Annotated in this window: 18 protein-coding genes and 1 pseudogene; 8 read left to right on the forward strand and 11 right to left on the reverse strand. The window is 55.3% G+C overall.

The features are described from left to right. Positions 1–63: 63 nt before the first annotated feature. The gene (locus IFU29_RS02715) at positions 64–1,626 is read right to left on the reverse strand and encodes a TerC family protein (RefSeq protein WP_191932557.1); all 1,563 of its coding nucleotides are present in this window, start codon (positions 1,624–1,626) and stop codon (positions 64–66) included. A 516-nt stretch (positions 1,627–2,142) separates the two neighbouring features. Between IFU29_RS02715 and manX the strand changes: the two genes are divergently transcribed. The 4 genes from manX to IFU29_RS02735 all read left to right on the forward strand — a co-directional run bounded on the left by manX (position 2,143) and on the right by IFU29_RS02735 (position 5,353). Beyond that, positions 2,143–3,105 (forward strand): PTS mannose transporter subunit IIAB, encoded by a 963-nt coding sequence (gene manX, locus IFU29_RS02720; protein WP_191932558.1) that lies wholly within the window; start codon positions 2,143–2,145, stop codon positions 3,103–3,105. 57 nt (positions 3,106–3,162) lie between these two features. Continuing rightward, a complete protein-coding gene (locus tag IFU29_RS02725) occupies positions 3,163–3,963 on the forward strand; it encodes a PTS mannose/fructose/sorbose transporter subunit IIC (protein WP_062746202.1) in 801 nt (266 codons plus the stop codon). 15 nt (positions 3,964–3,978) lie between these two features. Then, positions 3,979–4,830, forward strand: a complete 852-nt coding sequence (locus tag IFU29_RS02730) for a PTS mannose transporter subunit IID (protein ID WP_191932559.1) — start codon at positions 3,979–3,981, stop codon at positions 4,828–4,830. A gap of 64 nt (positions 4,831–4,894) precedes the next feature. Beyond that, positions 4,895–5,353, forward strand: a complete 459-nt coding sequence (locus IFU29_RS02735) for a DUF986 family protein (protein WP_191932560.1) — start codon at positions 4,895–4,897, stop codon at positions 5,351–5,353. Here the strand turns inward: IFU29_RS02735 and rlmA are convergent. The 5 genes and pseudogenes from rlmA to IFU29_RS02760 form a co-directional block, all read right to left on the reverse strand. Continuing rightward, complete coding sequence (gene rlmA / locus IFU29_RS02740) at positions 5,334–6,185, reverse strand: 23S rRNA (guanine(745)-N(1))-methyltransferase (RefSeq protein ID WP_191932561.1); 852 nt, start codon at positions 6,183–6,185, stop codon at positions 5,334–5,336. The two genes, IFU29_RS02735 and rlmA, sit on opposite strands and share 20 nt — an antisense overlap. Before the next feature lie 175 nt (positions 6,186–6,360). Then, complete coding sequence (cspE, locus tag IFU29_RS02745; RefSeq protein ID WP_001062678.1) at positions 6,361–6,570, reverse strand: transcription antiterminator/RNA stability regulator CspE; 210 nt, start codon at positions 6,568–6,570, stop codon at positions 6,361–6,363. Further along, positions 6,557–6,726, reverse strand: a pseudogene (locus tag IFU29_RS02750) (DUF2627 domain-containing protein). Before IFU29_RS02750 ends, cspE begins: the two are co-directional and overlap by 14 nt. Before the next feature lie 531 nt (positions 6,727–7,257). Continuing rightward, positions 7,258–8,256, reverse strand: a complete 999-nt coding sequence (locus IFU29_RS02755) for an MBL fold metallo-hydrolase (protein WP_191932562.1) — start codon at positions 8,254–8,256, stop codon at positions 7,258–7,260. An 18-nt stretch (positions 8,257–8,274) separates the two neighbouring features. After that, a complete protein-coding gene (locus tag IFU29_RS02760) occupies positions 8,275–8,550 on the reverse strand; it encodes a YebO family protein (protein ID WP_191932563.1) in 276 nt (91 codons plus the stop codon). Positions 8,551–8,773: 223 nt separating this feature from the next. Between IFU29_RS02760 and IFU29_RS02765 the strand changes: the two genes are divergently transcribed. Further along, positions 8,774–9,010 carry a YobH family protein gene (locus tag IFU29_RS02765; RefSeq protein WP_191932564.1) on the forward strand — a complete coding sequence of 79 codons (237 nt, stop codon included), beginning with the start codon at positions 8,774–8,776 and terminating at the stop codon, positions 9,008–9,010. 38 nt (positions 9,011–9,048) lie between these two features. Here IFU29_RS02765 and kdgR read toward each other — a convergent pair whose 3' ends face one another. Then, entirely contained in the window at positions 9,049–9,840 is a 792-nt protein-coding gene (kdgR, locus tag IFU29_RS02770) for a DNA-binding transcriptional regulator KdgR (RefSeq protein WP_191932565.1), read from the reverse strand. A gap of 187 nt (positions 9,841–10,027) precedes the next feature. Between kdgR and IFU29_RS02775 the strand changes: the two genes are divergently transcribed. After that, entirely contained in the window at positions 10,028–11,401 is a 1,374-nt protein-coding gene (locus tag IFU29_RS02775) for an MFS transporter (protein ID WP_191932566.1), read from the forward strand. A gap of 48 nt (positions 11,402–11,449) precedes the next feature. Here IFU29_RS02775 and htpX read toward each other — a convergent pair whose 3' ends face one another. The 4 genes from htpX to IFU29_RS02795 all read right to left on the reverse strand — a co-directional run bounded on the left by htpX (position 11,450) and on the right by IFU29_RS02795 (position 15,871). After that, a complete protein-coding gene (gene htpX, locus IFU29_RS02780; RefSeq protein WP_062746218.1) occupies positions 11,450–12,331 on the reverse strand; it encodes a protease HtpX in 882 nt (293 codons plus the stop codon). A gap of 185 nt (positions 12,332–12,516) precedes the next feature. After that, positions 12,517–14,562, reverse strand: coding sequence for a carboxy terminal-processing peptidase (gene prc, locus IFU29_RS02785; RefSeq protein ID WP_191932567.1), 2,046 nt, complete (start codon positions 14,560–14,562; stop codon positions 12,517–12,519). Positions 14,563–14,581: 19 nt separating this feature from the next. Further along, the gene (gene proQ / locus IFU29_RS02790; RefSeq protein WP_191932568.1) at positions 14,582–15,274 is read right to left on the reverse strand and encodes an RNA chaperone ProQ; all 693 of its coding nucleotides are present in this window, start codon (positions 15,272–15,274) and stop codon (positions 14,582–14,584) included. Positions 15,275–15,370: 96 nt separating this feature from the next. Continuing rightward, on the reverse strand, positions 15,371–15,871 hold the full coding sequence (locus IFU29_RS02795; protein WP_191932569.1) for a GAF domain-containing protein: 501 nt from the start codon (positions 15,869–15,871) through the stop codon (positions 15,371–15,373). Between the two features lie 223 nt (positions 15,872–16,094). Here IFU29_RS02795 and yebS point away from each other — a divergent pair, with 223 nt between their 5' ends. Beyond that, on the forward strand, positions 16,095–17,339 hold the full coding sequence (gene yebS, locus IFU29_RS02800; RefSeq protein WP_191932570.1) for a membrane integrity lipid transport subunit YebS: 1,245 nt from the start codon (positions 16,095–16,097) through the stop codon (positions 17,337–17,339). Next, positions 17,308–19,941 carry a PqiB family protein gene (locus tag IFU29_RS02805; protein WP_191932571.1) on the forward strand — a complete coding sequence of 878 codons (2,634 nt, stop codon included), beginning with the start codon at positions 17,308–17,310 and terminating at the stop codon, positions 19,939–19,941. Before yebS ends, IFU29_RS02805 begins: the two co-directional genes overlap by 32 nt. Positions 19,942–20,010: the final 69 nt, after the last annotated feature.

The following is a 20,010-nucleotide window of genomic DNA, read 5'->3' on the forward strand; positions in this document are numbered from 1 at the left end:
CCATGTTGCATAAAAAAAGCCGGGGAAATCCCCGGCTTTTTATTGCCTGCGCGTCAGTAAGGATTACTGATCGTCTTCATCATGCTCATTGCGCTCTCGGGTTACGCGCACCAGATCGATGCGGTAGTCCGTCGCTTCGATAATCTGGAAGCGCAGCGGCGGCATCTCGATCACTTCTCCTGGCTTAGGCAACTGCCCTTTCTGCTCAATCAGCAGTCCGGCCAGAGAAGCGTGATCGTCTTCCGGGCGCACCAGGTCCTGGGTATCCAGCAGCTGCTGCAACGAGTGGAGGTCGGTGCCGCCCTTCACCAGCCAGCCATCACCGTCGGCAATGATATCCGGGGTTTCATCCTCATCCGGGAATTCGCCGGCGATGGCTTCCAGCACGTCCAGCGGCGTAATCAGCCCCTGTACGACGCCAAACTCATTGGTCACCACAACGAAACTGCCTTTCGCCCGACGCAGAACCCCGAGCAGATTCAGCGGATCCAACGTTTCCGGCACGATAATCGCCGGTGTTGCCGCCGCGAATGTCGCCACGTCAATGCCGTGCTCCAGCGCCACTAACAGCTCCTTGGCACGCACCACGCCGATAATCTCATCCAGTTCACCCCGGCAGACCGGGAACAGGCTGTGCGGGGTATCCAGCAGCTGGATGCGGATTTCATCGATCGGACGCAGCGCATCTACCCAGGAGATTTCACCGCGCGGGGTCATGATGCTGCGCACCGAACGGGAGGCCAGCGTCAGAACGCCATTGATCATATAGCGCTCTTCGTCTTTAAACGCCTGCTGCGGCATGATAGCAGCAACTTCACTGCTTTCACTGCTGTGGCTTTCGTTCTGGCGACGTCCGCCCATCAGTCGCTGAATAGCCTCTGCGGTACGTTCACGCATCGGACGCCGCTCCTGATGACGCATAAAGTTGTGGCGCGCAATCTGGTTGAACAGCTCAATAAGAATGGAGAAGCCAATCGCCGCGTACAGGTAGCCTTTGGGAATATGGAAACCAAAACCTTCCGCCACCAGGCTGAGACCAATCATCAGCAGGAAGCTCAGGCACAGCACCACCACGGTCGGATGCGCGTTAACAAAGTTGGTCAGCGGCTTAGACGCCAGCAGCATGACGCCCATCGCAATGATCACCGCAGTCATCATGATGGCCAGGTTATTGACCATCCCGACGGCGGTGATCACCGCATCCAGGGAGAACACGGCGTCAAGAATGACGATCTGCACCACCACGGCCCAGAAACTGGCATATCCTTTATTACCACCGGCGTTCATATCACGGTTTTCCAGCCGTTCGTGCAGCTCCATCGTGGCTTTGAACAGCAGGAACAATCCGCCCACCAGCAGGATCAGATCACGGCCCGAGAAGCTGAAGTCGCCGACGCTGAACAGAGGACGGGTTAACGTCACCATCCATGAGATCAGCGATAGCAGGCCCAGACGCATAATCAGGGCCAGGGACAGGCCAATCAGCCGCGCTTTGTCTCGCTGTTTCGGCGGCAGCTTATCGGCAAGGATGGCAATAAATACCAGGTTATCGATACCCAGCACGATCTCAAGAACGATGAGCGTAAAGAGACCTGCCCAGATTGAGGGGTCTAAGAGAAATTCCATGACAGACTCCGGAAAAAGGAACGGGAACAGGCAGCAAACGTTCGGGTGAGCGTGCAGCAGGGATGACAACGAGTGGAATGTAAGGTGACGTCTGGCGACGTTGAAAACAAGACCGGGTAGCCCGGCGGCATGATTAAGCGACTTCGGTGACAGTCCATAGGGAGGGCTGAGGCCCGTTACTCCTGTATTGAAAAAGGATCATTACTTTAGCAGTTGAAACAGTAGCGTCAAAATAATTTCTTACACTCGGGCATGTTTTGCCACTTTCTGGATAATGTTTCATCAGGCTTCCTGAAATCCAGGTTAACGTCTAAATAACTGAGCACCGTCACAATATTTATTTTTTCGCATACTAAAATAAATCCCGTTTATGGCTGTGTGTTTAGAACTACTGACCCGTTTTGAGCACGTCGCAGTAAAAGTTGGACTTTAATCATACTGAATGCCTGTTGATTCAGATGACCCTTGCGCGGCTAGCTGGCTGTAGCCGTTGCCAACGTATAAAGGAGGTAGCAAGTGACTATTGCTATTATGATCGGCACACACGGCTGGGCGGCAGAACAACTACTGAAGACTGCCGAAATGCTGTTAGGGGAGCAGGAAAATGTCGGCTGGATCGACTTTGTCCCCGGGGAAAATGCCGAAACGCTGATGGAGAAATACCAGACGCGTCTGGCAGACATGGACAGTGCACAGGGCGTGCTTTTCCTCGTCGATACCTGGGGAGGCAGCCCGTTCAATGCGGCCAGTCGCCTGGTCGTCGATAAAGAGAATTACGACGTGGTCGCCGGGGTCAATATCCCGATGCTGGTCGAAGTACTGATGGCGCGTGACGATAATCCCACCTTCGATGAGCTGGTTGCTCTGGCGGTTGAAACCGGACGTGAAGGCGTGAAGGCACTGAAAGCGAAGCTGCCCGAGGCAACGCCTGTCGCCGCCGCCGTCAAAGCGCCCCCACCTCCCCAGGCCCCCATGCAGCCCGGCGATCATATGAAAATTGGGCTTGCCCGCATCGATGACCGTCTGATCCATGGTCAGGTGGCCACCCGCTGGACCAAAGAGACCAACGTCACGCGCATTATCGTCGTCAGCGATGAAGTCGCCGCTGATAACGTGCGTAAAACGCTGCTCACTCAGGTGGCCCCACCGGGTGTCACCGCACACGTTGTCGACGTCGCTAAAATGGTTCGCGTATGGAATAACCCCAAATACGGAAAAGACAAAGTGATGCTGTTATTTACCAACCCGACTGACGTCCTGCGTCTGGTCGAGGAAGGCGTCAACATCACCACAGTGAATATCGGCGGCATGGCATTCCGTCAGGGAAAAACGCAGGTGAATAACGCGGTATCGGTCGACGCTAAAGATATTGAGGCGTTTAAAAAGCTGAATGAGCGGGGTATCGAACTGGAAGTCCGTAAGGTCTCCAGCGACCAGCGCCTGAAAATGATGGATCTGATCGACAAAATGACGCAATAGACCGTGGCCTGACTGCTCAGGTTGAACTCCGTTCTGGCATGAAAGAGGAAAAGTGTAATGGAGATTACCACGCTACAAATTGTACTGATATTTATCGTGGCCTGTATCGCAGGCATGGGTTCCATCCTGGATGAATTTCAGTTTCACCGGCCCTTAGTGGCCTGTACGTTGATAGGCGCCGTACTGGGCGATATGAAAACCGGTATTATTATCGGCGGTACACTGGAAATGATCGCCCTGGGCTGGATGAATATCGGGGCCGCCGTCGCGCCCGATGCGGCCCTGGCCTCCATCATTTCCACCATTCTGGTTATTGCTGGCGGACAAAGCGTCGGTGCCGGTATTGCACTGGCTATCCCGCTTGCTGCCGCAGGCCAGGTGCTGACCATTATCGTGCGTACCATCACTGTGGCCTTCCAGCACGCGGCCGATAAAGCCGCTGAAAAAGGCAACCTGACCGCTATCTCGTGGATCCATGTCTCTGCGCTGGTGCTGCAAGCGATGCGTATTGCTATCCCCGCGCTGATTGTGGCTGTATCCGTTGGTACCCACGTGGTACAGGAGCTGCTCAACTCGATCCCGGACGTGGTCACCAACGGTCTGAATATTGCCGGTGGCATGATCGTGGTCGTCGGTTACGCCATGGTGATCAACATGATGCGTGCCGGTTACCTGATGCCGTTCTTCTACCTGGGTTTTGTTACTGCCGCATTTACCAGCTTCAACCTGGTCGCGCTGGGCGTGATTGGCGTGGTGATGGCTATCCTGTATATCCAGCTGGCACCAAAATATAACCGTGTTGCGGGTGCACAGGCGTCAGGGCCGGCACATAACGACCTTGATAACGAACTCGATTAAGGAAAGGTGAGAGAAATGGTTGATACAACAACTACCGCTACGCAAAAGAAACTGACGCCAGGCGATATTCGCGGTGTGTTCTTACGCTCTAACCTGTTTCAGGGTTCGTGGAACTTCGAACGTATGCAGGCCCTGGGATTCTGTTATTCCATGGTGCCGGTGATCCGCCGCCTGTACCCTGAGAACAATGACGACCGCAAACAGGCCATTAAACGCCATCTGGAGTTCTTTAATACCCACCCTTACGTTGCGGCCCCGGTGCTGGGCGTGACGATGGCGATGGAAGAGCAGCGCGCTAATGGCGCAGCCATTGATGACGCGGCAATTAACGGCATCAAGGTGGGCCTGATGGGACCGCTGGCGGGTGTTGGTGACCCTATCTTCTGGGGAACCGTGCGTCCGGTCTTTGCTGCACTGGGTGCCGGGATTGCTATGAGCGGCAGCCTGCTGGGTCCTTTGCTGTTCTTTGTGCTGTTTAACCTGGTACGTTTACTGGTGCGTTATTACGGTGTGGCTTACGGCTACCGTAAAGGGGTGGATATCGTCAGCGATATGGGCGGCGGCTTCCTGCAGAAACTGACTGAGGGGGCGTCCATTCTCGGCCTGTTTGTCATGGGAGCGCTGGTAAATAAATGGACCCATGTTAACGTTCCGCTGGTGGTGTCCAGGATCACTGACCAGACGGGTAAAACCACCGTCACCACCGTTCAGTCGATTCTTGACCAGCTGATGCCGGGTTTGATCCCTCTGCTGCTTACCTTCGGCTGTATGTGGCTGCTGCGCCGTAAAGTCAACGCGCTGTGGATTATCATGGGCTTCTTTGCGATTGGTATCTTCGGCTACTGGATTGGTCTGCTGGGTGTCTGAAGTCAGTTAGTTTTGCTTTCACTCCGGGGCCAGCACAGTCTGGCCCCTTTTTATGGGCTCTGTTATGTTTTTGACTGATTATTTTATCGTGCTGTTTATTGCGTTAATTTTGCTTTATGCCATCTACGATGAGTGGATTATGGACCGCCTTCACGGCCCGACGCGGCTGAAAGTCCTGCTGCAGCGCCGTAATAAGATCGACAGCCTTATTTTTATTGGTTTGCTGGTTATCCTGATCTACAAGAACGTCAGCGACAGCGGCCCGCAGCTTACCACTCTGCTGCTGATGGCGCTGAGTGCGCTGGCGGTATGGCTATTCTGGATACGGGCACCCAAGCTGCTGCTCAAACAGGCGGGGTTTTTCTACGCCAATGTATTTATACGCTGGGAACGCATCAGCGCCATCAACCTGTCGGAAGATGGCGTGCTGGTGATCGCGCTGGAAAACCGCCGGTTACTGATCCACGTTCGCCAGTTAGATGACCTGGAGAAGATCTACCAGGTTATGCTGGAAAGTCGTTAACCACCGGGGTTTGCTGGCTGTCACGCTGCCACAGGCGCAGTGTGAAGTCGGTTTCACAGGCAAACTGCTCTGTGGTCGCGAGAATGCCCCAGACCTCCGGGCGGGCACGCCAGGCAAAAGGCGTCATCTGCAGCAGAGCGCCGGACTCTTCGCTGTTCAACACCATGGGATAGTTGAGCTGCTGCTCTTCCACCAGCGTGAAGCCCGACATCGTTTCCGGCGTGGTGTCATGCAGCTGCACTTCCTGATAGATCAGCGCTTTGAACTGCATCAGGTGGCGTGGGCCAGGGGTCACGGTCAGGACGTAGCCTGCGGGTTTTACCACCCGGGCCAGTTCTTCGGCCTTGCAGGGGGCGTAGATACGCAGCACGGCGTCAAAGCGATCGTCACTGAAGGGCAGCCGATGGCTGGAGGCGACGCAAAACGCCACGTTGTGATAACGCTTTGCCCCGGCGCGTATGGCAATTTTAGCCACGTCCAGCCCCCAGACTTTCGCCTCACCCTTCGCCGCCAGACGGCTGGCAACGTGGTGGGTGTAGTACCCTTCCCCGCAGCCAATATCCAGCACGTTCAGAGGCCCCTCCGGTAGCACCCGCGCCAGCAGCTCACTAACCAGCTCCTGTAGCGGCTGGTAGTGACCGGCATCAAGGAAGTTACGCCGCGCCTGCATCATATCGGCACTGTCACCCGGCTGCTTTGAGCGCTTATGCTGTACCGGCAGCAGATTCACATAGCCCTCTCTGGCCTGATCGAACTGATGTTGGTTTTCGCAGCGCCAGGTGCGCTGGTTTAACAACAGCGGCTGCTGGCAGAGGGGACACTGGTACGACATAAGAAACACTCCATAATTCACATGACGCGGCAGTGTACTGTAAACACCAGCTAAAATCCCGTAGTCACGCCGCTTTGCCGACACAAAAAAGCCCCGTCATTGCTGACGAGGCTTTAGGATTCAGATTTCAGCCTGGATTACGCACAGGGCGTTATTGACAGGCTCAGATCGAAAATTAGATAGCGGTGACGTTCACAGCAGCAGGGCCTTTCTGGCCGTCCTGAATTTCGAACTCAACGTTCTGGCCTTCAGCCAGAGTTTTGAAGCCATTACCCTGGATTGCAGAGAAATGTACGAATACATCTTTGCTGCCGTCTGCTGGGGTGATGAAGCCAAAACCTTTAGACTCGTTGAACCACTTAACCTGACCTTTAATCTTTGCCATTTTGCAAATTCCTTAGAGTGTTTATTCGCCCGTGGGCTTTACGTACAGAAAAACCAGAGACATTACTGCATGAGGCACTAATTAAGGCTCGGCAAGGAAGCGGTATTCAACGTCAACGTCTTTACTCAGAACTTCTTTACTCAAGATGCCATACATAAACAGAACTGTACCTCGTTTTACCCGAATGTTTTATCACATATCCGTTAATTAATGGCAAGTCATTTTTAAACAGGGATAGAGATGTCGCACACATTTAAAACGATAGCGGGCACAGATTGCACATTAATGCCTGATGTTTCACCAGCTGGCACGGTTTGCCGTGCCATCGCCTTTTCATTACGCCTTCCATCTTAAACTGCAGCAGACTAGAAGTCTGTTTCGCGACGGGATAAAGAAAATATTTAGCGTTGTTATTATTGCATAAATATGGCAAAGCTTTTTCAATACGGCCGCGCTCAACGCCACTTTATCTGTACAATGCGTTAAGGTTTTGTATAGGAACCGGCCATTAGCGCCATTTTTTAATTGCGTTGCACCAAAAGAAGGAAAGAGCCCGATCCCCTGCCCCATTTAAATGCATTGATCTGCATACGGGTATTATCAATATTATGTGCAATCTGTTTGATTAATTAGATGCCATTCTCTCTATCAGGATGACGATATAACAACATATCGTTAGGATTAATCCTAATTTATATTATCCAGCCACATTTCAGCGCCGATCTTCCATGCGCTAAAGCGACTGTCGTCCAGGCCCGCCGCCTGCATCGCCGCCCGCAGCTCACGCGGCGGCTCATCCAGCGCTTCGTCAGCCAGTTCGAACACGCCCCAGTGGATGGGAATAGTATACGGTTGCCCGATAGCCCGATGCAGAGACACGGCCTGATCCGGGTCCATATGTTGACCGGCCATGAACCATTTTGGTGCATAGGCCCCTACCGGTAAGGCGGCAAGATTGAATGGCCCTAAACGGCGGGGGATCTCGAGCAGATTTTCTGAATATCCGCTGTCACCGCTAAACCAGAAATTCAGACCCGCATGCTGAATAACCCAACCGCACCACAGGGAACGGTTACGGTCCCACAGGGTACGCATACTCCAGTGACGGGCGGGCACGGCATGTACCGTCAGCCCGGCCACCTGCGTCTGTTGCCACCAGTCCAGTGGCACCACCTGACGGGCACCCAGCCGCTGAAACCAGACCTGCAGCCCGAGCGGCACCACAAAAGTGACCTGCGGGAAACGACGCAGGATTTTCTTTATTGTCGTGCGGTCAAGGTGATCATAGTGGTTATGTGAAATCAGCACCACGTCCAGGGTGGGCAGGTCGTCCACGGCGAGCGCTGGCGGGGTTTTACGCGCAGGCCCGATGAAACTCAGCGGCGATGCTCTGCTGGAAAGTACCGGGTCGATCAGCGTATAGCGCCCTGCGGTGCGCAACAGCAGGCAGGCGTGACCGAGCCACCAGACGGCGTCGGCTTCCCCGCTCAGGCTGGCAGGCTGCCACCACTGGTGGATAAACTGCTTATACCCCCCGGCCGGTGGCAGCGGCAGCCCCTGCTGTTTACGTTCCCGCCGCCAGCGCTTCAGGTCGCCGTCCTGACGCATATCCGCTTCGGCGTTGCGGAATCCCTCACGCGTGTGGTGCGCAAGGGACGGATTATACCAGGGGTTCTGCCAGGCCATGACGGCTCCTTTATTGACTCAGCGCTCGGGGATCAGGCGGGTAAAGTCCTTGTTATCACCTGCATCGCTGGCTTTTTCAGCCTGCTCTTTTCCGGCCACCGCATTGGTCAGCCGCAGCAGCATCACATTCTGGCGTTTCTGCTCCTCCAGCAACGACTCCAGCAGCTGTATCTGCTGATTCGCTCTCACGCTGGCGCGATTGACGAAAAACCAGACCAGCAGACCGGCCAGCACCAGTACCGCGCCCATCCCCATCGATACGACATCCATCGCACCCGTTGTCATTTCGTTCATACCTGCCTCAAAACTAAAAAATGGGCGACCGGAAAACGGCCGCGCCGCAGGCATGATTTTACCTGCCCGAAGGATAATTGATAGCGGGATCACACAAATCTTCTTGCGCGGGCAGGACGCGGATTCAGCATCCTCTTATCGATTTTAACGACAGTGCGCATCATGCTGTTATGATGAGCGCGGGCGGTGAGGACACCGGCCGAAAAATAATAAGGGGATACACATGAAGTTCTTGCTACGCATCGTTGCCCTGCTGGCCATCATCTGGCTGGCCATGCTGTTAACAGGCTATGGCGTCCTGACGGGCAGCACTAAAAATGTTGCGGGAATGGGTCTGCAGTGCCAGTACCTGACGGCTCGCGGGATGGTTATTGCGCAGTATCTGCATACCGACAGCGGGATTGTCGGCGTGACCGACTGCCCACTGCTGAGAAAAAGCACGGAAGTCGTCGATAACTAAGGGATTGTACGGGCCGGCACGCTGCCGGCCCGTTTCACTCAGAAGGGATAGTCGTGATAGCCCATCTGCTCAGAGATGTTTTTTGCGGCATGATGCAGCATCGCCACATAATCTTTTTTGTGATCTTCAGAGAAGCGAATGGTCGGGAAAGAGATACTCAGACCGGCAATCACCACGCCAAAACGGTCAAACACCGGTACGGCAATACAGCGTAACCCCTCTTCCTGTTCTTCGTTATCTTCCCCGAACCCCTGCGCACGCACTCTGTCCAGTACCGGAAGTAACGCCGCGCTGCTGTCGAGCGTCTTCGACGTACTGCGGGTAAACTCCACGCCGCTCAGGATCGCCTCCACTTCTGCACGGTCACGCCACGCCAGCAGCACTTTACCAATCGCCGTACTGTGCAGTGGGTTACGGCGGCCTATGCGCGAGTACATGCGCAGGTTATACAGCGAATCCACCTTGTGGATATAGACAATACTGTCTTCTTCCAGCGCCCCAAGATGGATTGTCTCTTTGGTCTGGCGGGAAATATCGCGCATCTGCACGTCAGCACTGCGGATCAGATCCACATTCTCCAGCGCTTTCGCCCCCAGCTCAAACAGCTTGAGCGTCAGGGCATATTTCTCGGACTCTCCCTCCTGTGACACATAGCCAAGGCTTTTCATGGTTTGCAGAAAACGATAGACGGTGCTCTTCGACATCATCACCCTTTGCGACAGTTCGGTGATGCCGTTTTCACGCTCCTCACCCAGTGCCTGCAAAATGCCGAACACTTTCATTACCGAAGAAACGGAATCAGGCTGCTTATCAGTATCGGCACTGGTCATGTTTATCCTTTGTTGTTTTATAAAAAATGGAACGCCATTTCCAGTATACGATTCAGGCCGCCCCGGTGCAATGCTGCCCGCACGCTGGCCGACACATCCACTGATGGTTTTCAGTCGTTTACAGACTGGATAATTTCGTAAAATCCATTAGCATGATGATATTCGCCCCCCTGATTATTTCACTACTATGCCTGCAGATCCTTCGACCGACGGTTTACCCTTGCCCCAGCGCTACGGTGCCATTATGGCGATTGCGCTGGGTATTACGGTCGCCGTGCTGGACGGTGCCATTGCCAATGTCGCGCTGCCTACTATCGCCCGTGAACTCAATGCCAGCCCGGCACAGTCGATCTGGATTGTGAATGCGTATCAGCTGGCGATCATTATGTCCCTGCTGTCGCTCTCCTTCCTCGGGGACATGATTGGCTATCGCCGTATCTATCAGGCCGGACTGGTGCTGTTTACCTGTACGTCGTTATTCTGTGCCCTGTCAGACTCGCTGACGATGCTGACCGTGGCGCGGGTTTTGCAGGGTTTCGGCGGAGCGGCGCTGATGAGCGTGAACACCGCGCTGATACGCATCATCTACCCCCGGCATCATCTCGGTCGGGGCATGGGGATTAACTCGCTGATTGTGGCGGTCTCCAGCGCCGCCGGGCCCACGGTGGCCGCCGCCATTCTTTCCGTCGCCTCCTGGCAGTGGCTGTTCCTGATCAATATCCCGGTGGGCATTATGGCGCTGTTCCTGGCGTTGCGCTTCCTGCCCGATAACCCGCAAAAGGCCCGGGAACAGCGTTTTGATGTCACCAGCGGGGTGATGAACGCGCTAACCTTCGGCCTGCTGATTTCACTCCTGAGTGGCTTTGCTCAGGGCGTCAGCGGCACGCTGCTACTGGTACAACTGCTGCTGCTGCCGATCGTCGGCACGCTGTTTATCCGCCGCCAGCTGCGAATGAGCATCCCGCTTCTGCCGGTCGACCTGTTTCGCATCCCGGTGTTTGCACTCTCTATCGGCACCTCAATCTGCTCTTTCTGCGCGCAGATGCTGGCGATGGTGTCACTCCCCTTCTTTCTGCAGGGCACACTGGGACGCAGCGAAGTCGCCACCGGCCTGCTGCTGACACCCTGGCCACTGGCAACGATGGTGATGGCCCCCCTTGCCGGCCGGCTGATTGAGCGTTACCACGCGGGACTGCTGGGTGCTGTCGGGCTGGCACTGTTCGCCAGCGGGCTGTTTGCCCTGGCGATGCTCCCTGCCACCCCCACCGACGCCGATATTATCTGGCGCATGGTGCTGTGTGGTGCCGGGTTCGGGCTGTTTCAGTCACCCAATAATCACACCATTATTTCGTCCGCGCCACGCCACCGCAGCGGCGGGGCCAGCGGCATGCTGGGCACCGCGCGTCTGTTCGGCCAGTCCAGCGGCGCTGCACTGGTGGCGCTGATGTTTAATCTGTTTTCCACGCAGGGTACCCCTCTCTCGCTGCTGCTGGCGGGCAGCTTTGCCAGCGTAGCCGCCGTGGTCAGCGCCCTGAGAATGACCCAGCCGCGAAACGGCTGACATAAAAAAACCCGCCAGCGGCGGGTTTTTAACACATCAGGGATTGGCCTATTTCAGGTACTCACCGCTGCGCAGCGCTTCAATACGTTTGTCCAGCGGCGGATGCGACATAAACAGCTCGCTCATCGACTTGGACTTGCCGTTGATGCAGAAGGCCATCATGCTGCTGGCTTCCTGCGGCTCGTAGCTGGTTTTCAGACGCTGCAGTGCGGCAATCATCTTTTCACGGCCGGCCAGGCGTGCAGCACCCGCATCCGCATGGAACTCACGGTGACGCGAGAACCACATGGTGATGATGCTGGCAACGATACCAAAGACCAGCTCCAGCACCATGGACACCGCAAAGTAGACCATCGGGTTGCCGTTGCTGCTCCCCTCTTCGTCCCGGTTTCCGGACATAAAGCCTGCGGCCAGCTGCGCCAGGATACGTGAGATAAAGATCACGAAGGTGTTCACGATCCCCTGAATCAGGGTCATGGTCACCATATCACCATTAGCAATGTGGCTGACTTCATGCGCCAGCACCGCTTCAGCCTCGTCACGGCTCATGTTCTGCAGCAGTCCGGTCGACACTGCCACCAGCGAGGCATCACGGCGGGCACCAGTGGCAAACGCGTTGATATCAGGCGCATGATAGATTGCCACCTGCGGCATGGCGATACCCGCCTGCTGTGCCTGACGGCCCACGGTTTCCATCAGCCAGCGCTCGGTTTCGTTGCGTGGCTGTTCAATCACTTCACCGCCAACGGAGCGTAACGCCATCCATTTCGACATCAGCAGTGAAACAAACGCACCGCCGAAGCCAAACAGACCCGCCATGATCATCAGGCCCATAACACTGCTTGACTGGATCCCTGTCAGGCTGAGGATCAGCCCGAAAACCACCATTACCCCAAGGTTGGTTAGCAGGAAAAGAGCAATACGCATCATAAAATTTATTCTTCCTCAGTTATTCCGCTTTTCGCGTAACACCATCGTAAGGTCAATACGGCGCTTTTCAAGCACTCTTAATCTTTAAGTGTTTAAAAAGACATAACTTTACACTTTGTCTTACTTTTTTGCGCCGCGCAGAGGGTGATAAAAAAAAGGCACAGCGATTGCTGTGCCTGTGGCGATTATTGGGCCGCTGCCGGTGTCGCCGGCGGCTGCTGTTTTTCCAGCTGCGCCAGGTCATTGGCAATCTTCACCGTTTCATCAAGATACGGGTCAGGCTCTTTATAATCTTTAGGGAGATCGTCCAGCTTCACCAGCGGTTTTTTCCCTTCCGCTTTCAGACGGGCATTGATGCGTTCCAGACGCAGGGCATCATCTTCACGATTCTCTTTCTCGCGCTCTGCAAGGTTGAGTGAAATGATATTGCGCTTGTCCTTGTTAGCATTAAAGCGGGCGATATCTTTAATGATGTACTGGAACTCAGCATCTTTCGCGATACGATCCTGATGATCTTTGATCAGCTGCGGTTCAAAGGGCTTGAGGTCACCGGTTTTCACGTAGCTTGCCGCATTCACGCTGTCCCACGGCAGGGCGTTGTCTTCAAACTTCTCGCCTGTTTCAACCGCTTCCACGCCGGTAGGCATCAGCAGATCCGGGGTGACCCCTTTACGCTGGGTACTGCCGCCGTTAATGCGGTAGAATTTCTGAATGGTGTATTGTACAGAGCCAAGGGCCGGCCACTCAGGGCGCAGCATCTGGTCGTAAATACGATTCAGTGAACGGTACTGCTGCACGGTGCCTTTACCGAAGGTCGGTTCACCGACAATCAGTGCACGACCATAGTCCTGCATAGCCGCCGCAAAGATCTCTGACGCCGAGGCACTGAAGCGATCCACCAGCACCACCAGAGGGCCTTTATAGTAGGTCACGCCATCGGTGTCGCTGTCCTGCCGGATTTTACCGTTGTTGTCACGAACCTGGACCACCGGGCCACTCGGAATAAACAGGCCGGAGAGCGATACCGCTTCCGTCAGCGCTCCGCCGCCGTTAGTGCGCAGATCGATAACAATACTGTCAATATTCTGCTTCTGCAGCTTCTGCAGCTGCACTTTGACATCATCGGTCAGACCCACATAGAAACCAGGAATGTCCAGCACGCCCACCTTCTGCTTGCCGACGTTGTGCACGGTCATTTTCACTGCCCGATCTTCAAGGCGGATTTTCTCGCGCGTCAGCGTCACAGTGCGGGTCTTTGTGCCTTTACCGGCCGGGAGGATCTCAAGGCGAACTTTACTGCCCTTCGGTCCTTTGATTTGCGCCACGACATCATCCAGACGCCAGCCAATCACATCGACAACCGGTTTACCCGGCTGGCCTACGCCAACGATACGGTCGCCAACGGTAATCGCTTTGCTCTTCGCCGCCGGACCCCCTGCCACCATAGAATTGATCACCGTATAGTCATCATCCATCTGCAGCACCGCACCAATACCTTCCAGAGACAGGCTCATTTCAGTATTGAACTGTTCAGTATTACGCGGTGACAGATAGTTGGTGTGGGGATCAATCTCGTGGGCAAAGGCGGTCATTGCCAGCTGGAATACGTCCTCGCTGTTGCTCTGCGCCAGACGACGCTCGGCAAACTGGTAGCGTTTGGTCAGAACCTCTCGGATCTCTTTCTCATCTTTACCGGCCAGTTTGAGGCTCAGCTCATCATATTTGACCTTGGCGTCCCACAGCTCATTAAGCTCTGCGGTGCTTTTCGGCCAAGGCGCTTTGCTGCGGTCGATGTCGATGGTGTCATTGCCGGTAAAATTCATCGGCTTATTCAGTACGGACAGCGCGTACTGATAACGTTCGAAACGGCGTTTTTGCGTCAGGTTATAGAGATCGTAAAACGCCGAAAGCTGGCCGCTTTTAAGTTCTTCGCCCAGCGTCGTTTTTTTGTCCGCATATTGCGCAATATCCGACGCCAGCAGCACATTGTGGCTGTAGTCGAGCAGGTTCAGGTATCGTTCAAAGATTTTTACTGAAAAATCCTTGTTGAGATCGAACTGGCGATAATGGGATCGGGTAAAGCGGGATGTCACACGCTCACTCACGGTGGCATGCTGTGCTTCCTGATGCAGCTGCGGGATTTGGTCGGCACGCGTAAGATTATCGGCCGCAAATACATTGCCTGCAATCAGCAGGCCCGCAATGATCGTACTTTTAAAAAGAGTGTTCATGCCCTGATTAGCCTCCGTATCAGAACTGCAAGTGTTCTGCGCGTACTATCATTGCCAGGCCGGAAGCTAACTGTACCCGGACGCCATCTTTGGAAATTTCCAGAATGGTGGCGTCCATTGCACTTTTACCTGCGGTGACTTTAATATTTTGGCCGACTTGCAACGCTGAGGTGTCGGTAACCGGCTTACGCGGTTCCGGCTGGGTCTCGGTACGAGGAGCGGAAGCAGACTGTTCTGCCTGAGGACGTGCTGGCTTGCTGCGCACTTTACGTGGCTGCTCACCTTCTGCCGCAGGTTTACGAACAGGTTTACGCGGACGACGCGGGGTGGTTTCTTCACCCGCTTCACGCTTTTTCGCCTGCTGCTGTTCGCGCTGTGCCTGCACGCGCGCTTTGGCTTCTTCAAGCTGTTTGCGCGCATGTTCTACATGCTGTTCGTCCAGTTGACCGCACGCGTTACCATCAAGGTCAACGCGCGTTGCGCCCGCTTTGATGCCATAAAGGTAGCGCCAACTGGAAGTGTAAAGACGCAGTGCTGAACGAAGCTGAGTTTTACTCAGGCCCATTTCGCCCTGCACGCGGTCGACTAAATCCTGAAAGATGCCAATTTTCAGCGGTCGTGCTTCGCCTTCGGCGCTAAAGCATTGTGGGAAACGCTCCGCCAGAAAGGCGATGACTTCTTTGGTGCTATTCAACTTAGGTTGATTTTCCATGAAATTTCCTGATTACAACGGGTTTGCCAATCAGCGCAGGCATGAACAGGCGACATTATAATGACCCCATCAGCAATTGCTACGTGATCCAGCGCTTTAGGTGCGTTTCATGTGAATAAATTTTTCCACATCCGATCCGGCAAGCACCTCGCAAAGCCCGTCCGTTAACGCTTTTAGCCCCGCTTCATCCTCACTATCAAAGCGGTTATATTCAACACTATCAATATCAAGGACACCGATCACACTGCCATTGACCACCAGCGGCAGCACAATTTCAGCGTTGCTTGCGGCATCACAGGCGATGTGTCCGGCGAAAGCGTGAACATCATCCACACGCTGCACGGTGTTTTCAGCCACCGCCGTCCCGCAGACGCCGCGCCCGACAGGAATGCGCACACAGGCGATTTTCCCCTGGAACGGCCCGAGGACCAGCGTATTCTCTTCCGTTAACAGATAAAAACCTGCCCAGTTAACCCCATCAAGACGTTCATATAAAAGCGCGCTACAATTGCCCATCACCGCCAGGAAACTGGTTTCACCGCTGAGAAGTGCGCGCATGTCACGATTGAGGTCGGTATAAAATTCTGCTTTTGTCATTATTTAACCATTGTAGAAACTGAAACGAAGCGCGTTAGCGCTTCGCCTGATAATATTAAGCATTAAAAAACCAGCGGCTAAGATGAATCATTCTGTTAGTTACTATAACCTTAGAATTATCCTAATACTGAAGCATGGCTATACTGAGTCTAGCTCTTATGGCGTTAATCAGCCTAACCCTGCCCTGTACCTGCGCTGTCTGGGCTAAAGCACGATCGGGAATATGAAAATACACGCCATCAGTCATGCTCTGCCACAGGCACGTTATCAGCGATGTCCACAATGCGATACCCTTTTTTCCTTACCAGATGTGAAATCCCGCCAGTCCGCGCACTGCCCGCGCTGTAACGCGCTTATCCTTAACGGGCGCGACTGGTCCATGACACGTCTGACCGCGATGGCCGTCACCATGCTGCTGCTGATGCCCTTTGCGTTTAATGAATCGCTGATGTCGATCCGCCTGCTCGGCACCAATATTTATGCCAGCCTGCTGGGCGGCATCGTGCAGATGACCCAGCAGGGCGATGTGATCACCGCCTCGATGGTCGCCTTCTGTACGATCGGGGCCCCGGTGACCCTGGTGGCGTCGATTGCCTACCTGTACTTCGGTCAAAAGCTGGGGATGAACCTGCGCCCGGTGCTGCTGATGCTGGACCGCCTGAAAGAGTGGGTGATGCTGGATATCTATCTGGTGGGGGTCGCGATTGCCTCCATTAAGGTCCAGGAGTATGCGGACATTACGCCCGGGATCGGTCTGGTGGCCTTTGTTCTGCTGACGGTGTTGAGCCTGGTAACGCTGATTCATCTTAATGTGGAGCAACTGTGGCACCGTTTCTATCCGCAGCCGCATCCTCATGTCGCCCCCGACAAGCTGCGGGTCTGTCTGAGCTGCCATCATACGGGCCTGGCTGACGATCGGGGACGCTGCCCGCGTTGTCACACCCCCCTGCGCTTCCGCCGCCGCTTCAGCCTGCAGAAGTCCTGGTCATCGCTGATCGCCTCAATCATTTTACTGATCCCGGCGAACCTGCTGCCCATTTCTGTCATCTACCTGAACGGGGCCCGACAGGAGGATACGATCCTCTCCGGGATACTTTCGCTGGCCTCCGGTAATATTCCGGTGGCTATCGTGGTGTTTATTGCCAGTATATTAGTACCCTTTACGAAAGTGATTGTGCTGCTGACGCTGCTGGTCAGCATCCATTTCAAGTGTGAACAGGGTCTGAGAACCCGCATCCGCCTGCTGCGCGTGGTGAAGTGGGTGGGCCGCTGGTCCATGCTCGATCTGTTTGTCATTTCATTAACGATGTCACTGGTCAACCGCGACCAGTTACTGGCTTTTACTATGGGACCGGCTGCCTTCTATTTTGGGTCAGCAGTCATACTCACTATCCTCGCCGTTGAGTGGCTGGATAGCCGTTTACTTTGGGATGCACATGCAACAGGAAACGCCGACTACACCGACTAGCGCACGCATCAAAAACCGGCGCAAAATATCGCCTTTCTGGTTGCTGCCGTTTATTGCTCTGCTGATTGCCGGCTGGCTGATCTGGACGAACTATCAGGAGCGCGGCACAACGGTCACCATTGATTTCGCGACGGCGGACGGCATTGTGCCGGGCCGTACCCCGGTACGCTATCAGGGAGTGGAAGTGGGTCTGGTGCAGGGGATCAGCATGACCGATGACCTGCGCACCATTAAAATCAAGGCCAGCATAAAGAGCGACATGCGCGATGCCCTGCGCAAAGATACGCAGTTCTGGCTGGTGACGCCAAAAGCCTCACTGGCCGGTGTGTCGGGCCTGGATGCGCTGGTGGGCGGGAATTACATCGGCATGATGCCCGGCAAAGGGGAACCAAGTGAGAACTTTGTCGCCCTGGACACTCAGCCTAAATACCGGGTCAACACCGGCGAAATGATGATCCACCTACATGCCCCCGATCTCGGTGCGCTGAACAGCGGATCGCTGGTCTATTTCCGTAAAATACCGGTCGGCCGTGTCTATGACTACAGCCTGAACGCCGGTAATCAGGGCGTGACTATCGACGTGCTGATTGAGCGCCGCTTCACCAATCTGGTGAAAAAAGAGAGTCGCTTCTGGAATGTCTCCGGCGTGAAGGCCGATGTTGGCCTGAGCGGAGCAAAAGTCCAGCTGGAAAGCCTGGCGGCCCTGGTCAACGGGGCGATTGCCTTCGATTCGCCGGAAACATCGCCCGCGGCCAAATCGGACGACAGCTATTCGCTCTACCCCGATCTGGCCCAGAGCCAGCGCGGCGTGATGATCTCACTCGACCTGCCGGACGGCAAAAACCTCAAGGAGGACAGTACTCCGCTGATGTATCAGGGGCTTGAGGTGGGTACGCTGACCAAAATGACGCTGCTGGACAATGGCAAAGTCAGCGGCGAACTGACGCTTGACCCGTCGGTGACCGGCCTGATGCGCACCGGCACGCGCATTGAAATGCGCAGTCCGAAAGTCAGCCTGAGCGATACCAGTCTGAGCAGCCTGCTGACCGGTAATACGCTGGAGCTGATCCCGGGCGAAGGCGCGCCACAGACCCATTTTGTGGTCCTGCCGGACAATGAGTCCCCGCTGCAACAGCCCGATGTGCTGGAACTGACGCTGACCGCCCCGGAGAGCTATGGCATTGATGCCGGCCAGCCGCTGATGCTGCACGGAATGCGCATTGGCCAGGTGGTTAAACGTACGCTGACCGAGAAAGGCGTGGACTTCAACGTGGCCGTGGCCGCCGAATATCGCGATCTGGTGCACGCAGACAGTAAATTTATTATTAACAGTCGTCTTGACGTCAAACTGGGCATTGACGGAATGGAGGTGCTGGGGGCCAGCGCGCGCGAGTGGGTCGACGGCGGCATCCGCCTCGATCCGGGCAAGAAAGGCGATGCCCGCGCCCGCTATCCGCTTTACGCCAACAGTGAAAAAGCGCAGGAAGGCATCATCGGTGACACCCTGCCCACCACGCTGACCCTGACCGCCAGCAGCCTGCCGGATATTCAGGCCGGTTCGGTGGTGCTGTTCCGTAAATACCAGGTTGGGGAGATTGTCAGCGTGACGCCGCTGTCCGACTCGTTTGATGTGAACGTTCATATTAAACCGGAGTATCGCCGCCTGCTGTCGCAGAGCAGCGTATTCTGGGCCGAGGGCGGTGCGAAAGTGCAGCTTAATGGCAGCGGACTGACGGTACAGGCTTCCCCGCTGAACCGGGCGCTGAAGGGAGCCATCAGCTTTGACAATTTGACGGGCGCTGGCGTGGGCTTAACGCGTAAAGATAAACGCGTGCTCTACGACTCCGAAACCGCCGCGCGCGCCGTCGGCAGCCAGATCACCCTGCGCACCTATGATGCCAGCAAGCTGTCGGCGGGAATGCCAATCCGCTATCTGGGCATCACCATCGGGCAGCTGGAGTCGCTGGCGCTGGGGGAAGGGAATAAGCAGGTCATCGCGAAAGCGGTGCTCTACCCCGAATACGTTCAGGACTTCGCCCGACTTGGCACCCGCTTCTCGGTGGTTTCTCCACAGATTTCCGCCGCTGGCGTGAATCACCTGGAAACCCTGCTGCAGCCTTATATCAATGTCGATCCCGGCAAGGGACGCGGACAGCGCAGCTTCGAACTGCAGGAGTCGACCATTACCGACGCCCGCTATCTTGACGGGCTGAACGTGGTGGTGGATGCGCCTGAAGGCGGCTCGCTGTCGGTGGGCACCCCGGTTCTGTTCCGGGGTGTGGAAGTCGGCACGATCACCGGAACGTCGCTGGGCGCCATGGCCGACCGCGTGCAGATCACCCTGCGGATCAGCAAAAAGTACCAGCACCTGGTGCGCAACAACTCGGTGTTCTGGCTGGCTTCCGGTTATAACCTGAAGTTTGGCCTGATCGGCGGCGTGGTGAAGACCGGCACCTTCCAGCAGTTTATTCAGGGCGGCATCGCCTTTGCCACCCCGCCAACGGTACCGCTGGCACCGCAGGCGTCTTCCGGTAAACACTTCCTGCTGGAGGATGAAGAACCAAAAGACTGGCGTAAATGGGGCACCGCCCTGCCGCAGTAATACGGCGCGTTAAATTCCATGAGCCTTATGTCGCGACATAAGGCTCTTTTTTTATCTGCGGTATTTTGC

The organism is Erwinia persicina (assembly GCF_014838825.1).
In the GTDB taxonomy this organism is placed as follows: domain Bacteria; phylum Pseudomonadota; class Gammaproteobacteria; order Enterobacterales; family Enterobacteriaceae; genus Erwinia; species Erwinia persicina_A.

Excerpts from the sequence above, each read along its gene's own strand:
- IFU29_RS02775 (WP_191932566.1), top strand. The coding sequence starts at position 10,028 with ATGCCTGCAGATCCTTCGACCGACGGTTTACCCTTGCCCCAGCGCTAC.
- rlmA (WP_191932561.1), bottom strand. The coding sequence starts at position 6,185 with ATGTCGTACCAGTGTCCCCTCTGCCAGCAGCCGCTGTTGTTAAACCAG.
- proQ (WP_191932568.1), bottom strand. The coding sequence starts at position 15,274 with ATGGAAAATCAACCTAAGTTGAATAGCACCAAAGAAGTCATCGCCTTT.
- yebS (WP_191932570.1), top strand. The coding sequence starts at position 16,095 with ATGAAAATACACGCCATCAGTCATGCTCTGCCACAGGCACGTTATCAG.
- IFU29_RS02805 (WP_191932571.1), top strand. The coding sequence starts at position 17,308 with ATGCAACAGGAAACGCCGACTACACCGACTAGCGCACGCATCAAAAAC.
- IFU29_RS02765 (WP_191932564.1), top strand. The coding sequence starts at position 8,774 with ATGAAGTTCTTGCTACGCATCGTTGCCCTGCTGGCCATCATCTGGCTG.
- IFU29_RS02715 (WP_191932557.1), bottom strand. The coding sequence starts at position 1,626 with ATGGAATTTCTCTTAGACCCCTCAATCTGGGCAGGTCTCTTTACGCTC.
- IFU29_RS02725 (WP_062746202.1), top strand. The coding sequence starts at position 3,163 with ATGGAGATTACCACGCTACAAATTGTACTGATATTTATCGTGGCCTGT.
- IFU29_RS02760 (WP_191932563.1), bottom strand. The coding sequence starts at position 8,550 with ATGAACGAAATGACAACGGGTGCGATGGATGTCGTATCGATGGGGATG.
- htpX (WP_062746218.1), bottom strand. The coding sequence starts at position 12,331 with ATGATGCGTATTGCTCTTTTCCTGCTAACCAACCTTGGGGTAATGGTG.
- cspE (WP_001062678.1), bottom strand. The coding sequence starts at position 6,570 with ATGGCAAAGATTAAAGGTCAGGTTAAGTGGTTCAACGAGTCTAAAGGT.
- IFU29_RS02735 (WP_191932560.1), top strand. The coding sequence starts at position 4,895 with ATGTTTTTGACTGATTATTTTATCGTGCTGTTTATTGCGTTAATTTTG.
- prc (WP_191932567.1), bottom strand. The coding sequence starts at position 14,562 with ATGAACACTCTTTTTAAAAGTACGATCATTGCGGGCCTGCTGATTGCA.
- kdgR (WP_191932565.1), bottom strand. The coding sequence starts at position 9,840 with ATGACCAGTGCCGATACTGATAAGCAGCCTGATTCCGTTTCTTCGGTA.
- IFU29_RS02730 (WP_191932559.1), top strand. The coding sequence starts at position 3,979 with ATGGTTGATACAACAACTACCGCTACGCAAAAGAAACTGACGCCAGGC.
- IFU29_RS02755 (WP_191932562.1), bottom strand. The coding sequence starts at position 8,256 with ATGGCCTGGCAGAACCCCTGGTATAATCCGTCCCTTGCGCACCACACG.
- IFU29_RS02795 (WP_191932569.1), bottom strand. The coding sequence starts at position 15,871 with ATGACAAAAGCAGAATTTTATACCGACCTCAATCGTGACATGCGCGCA.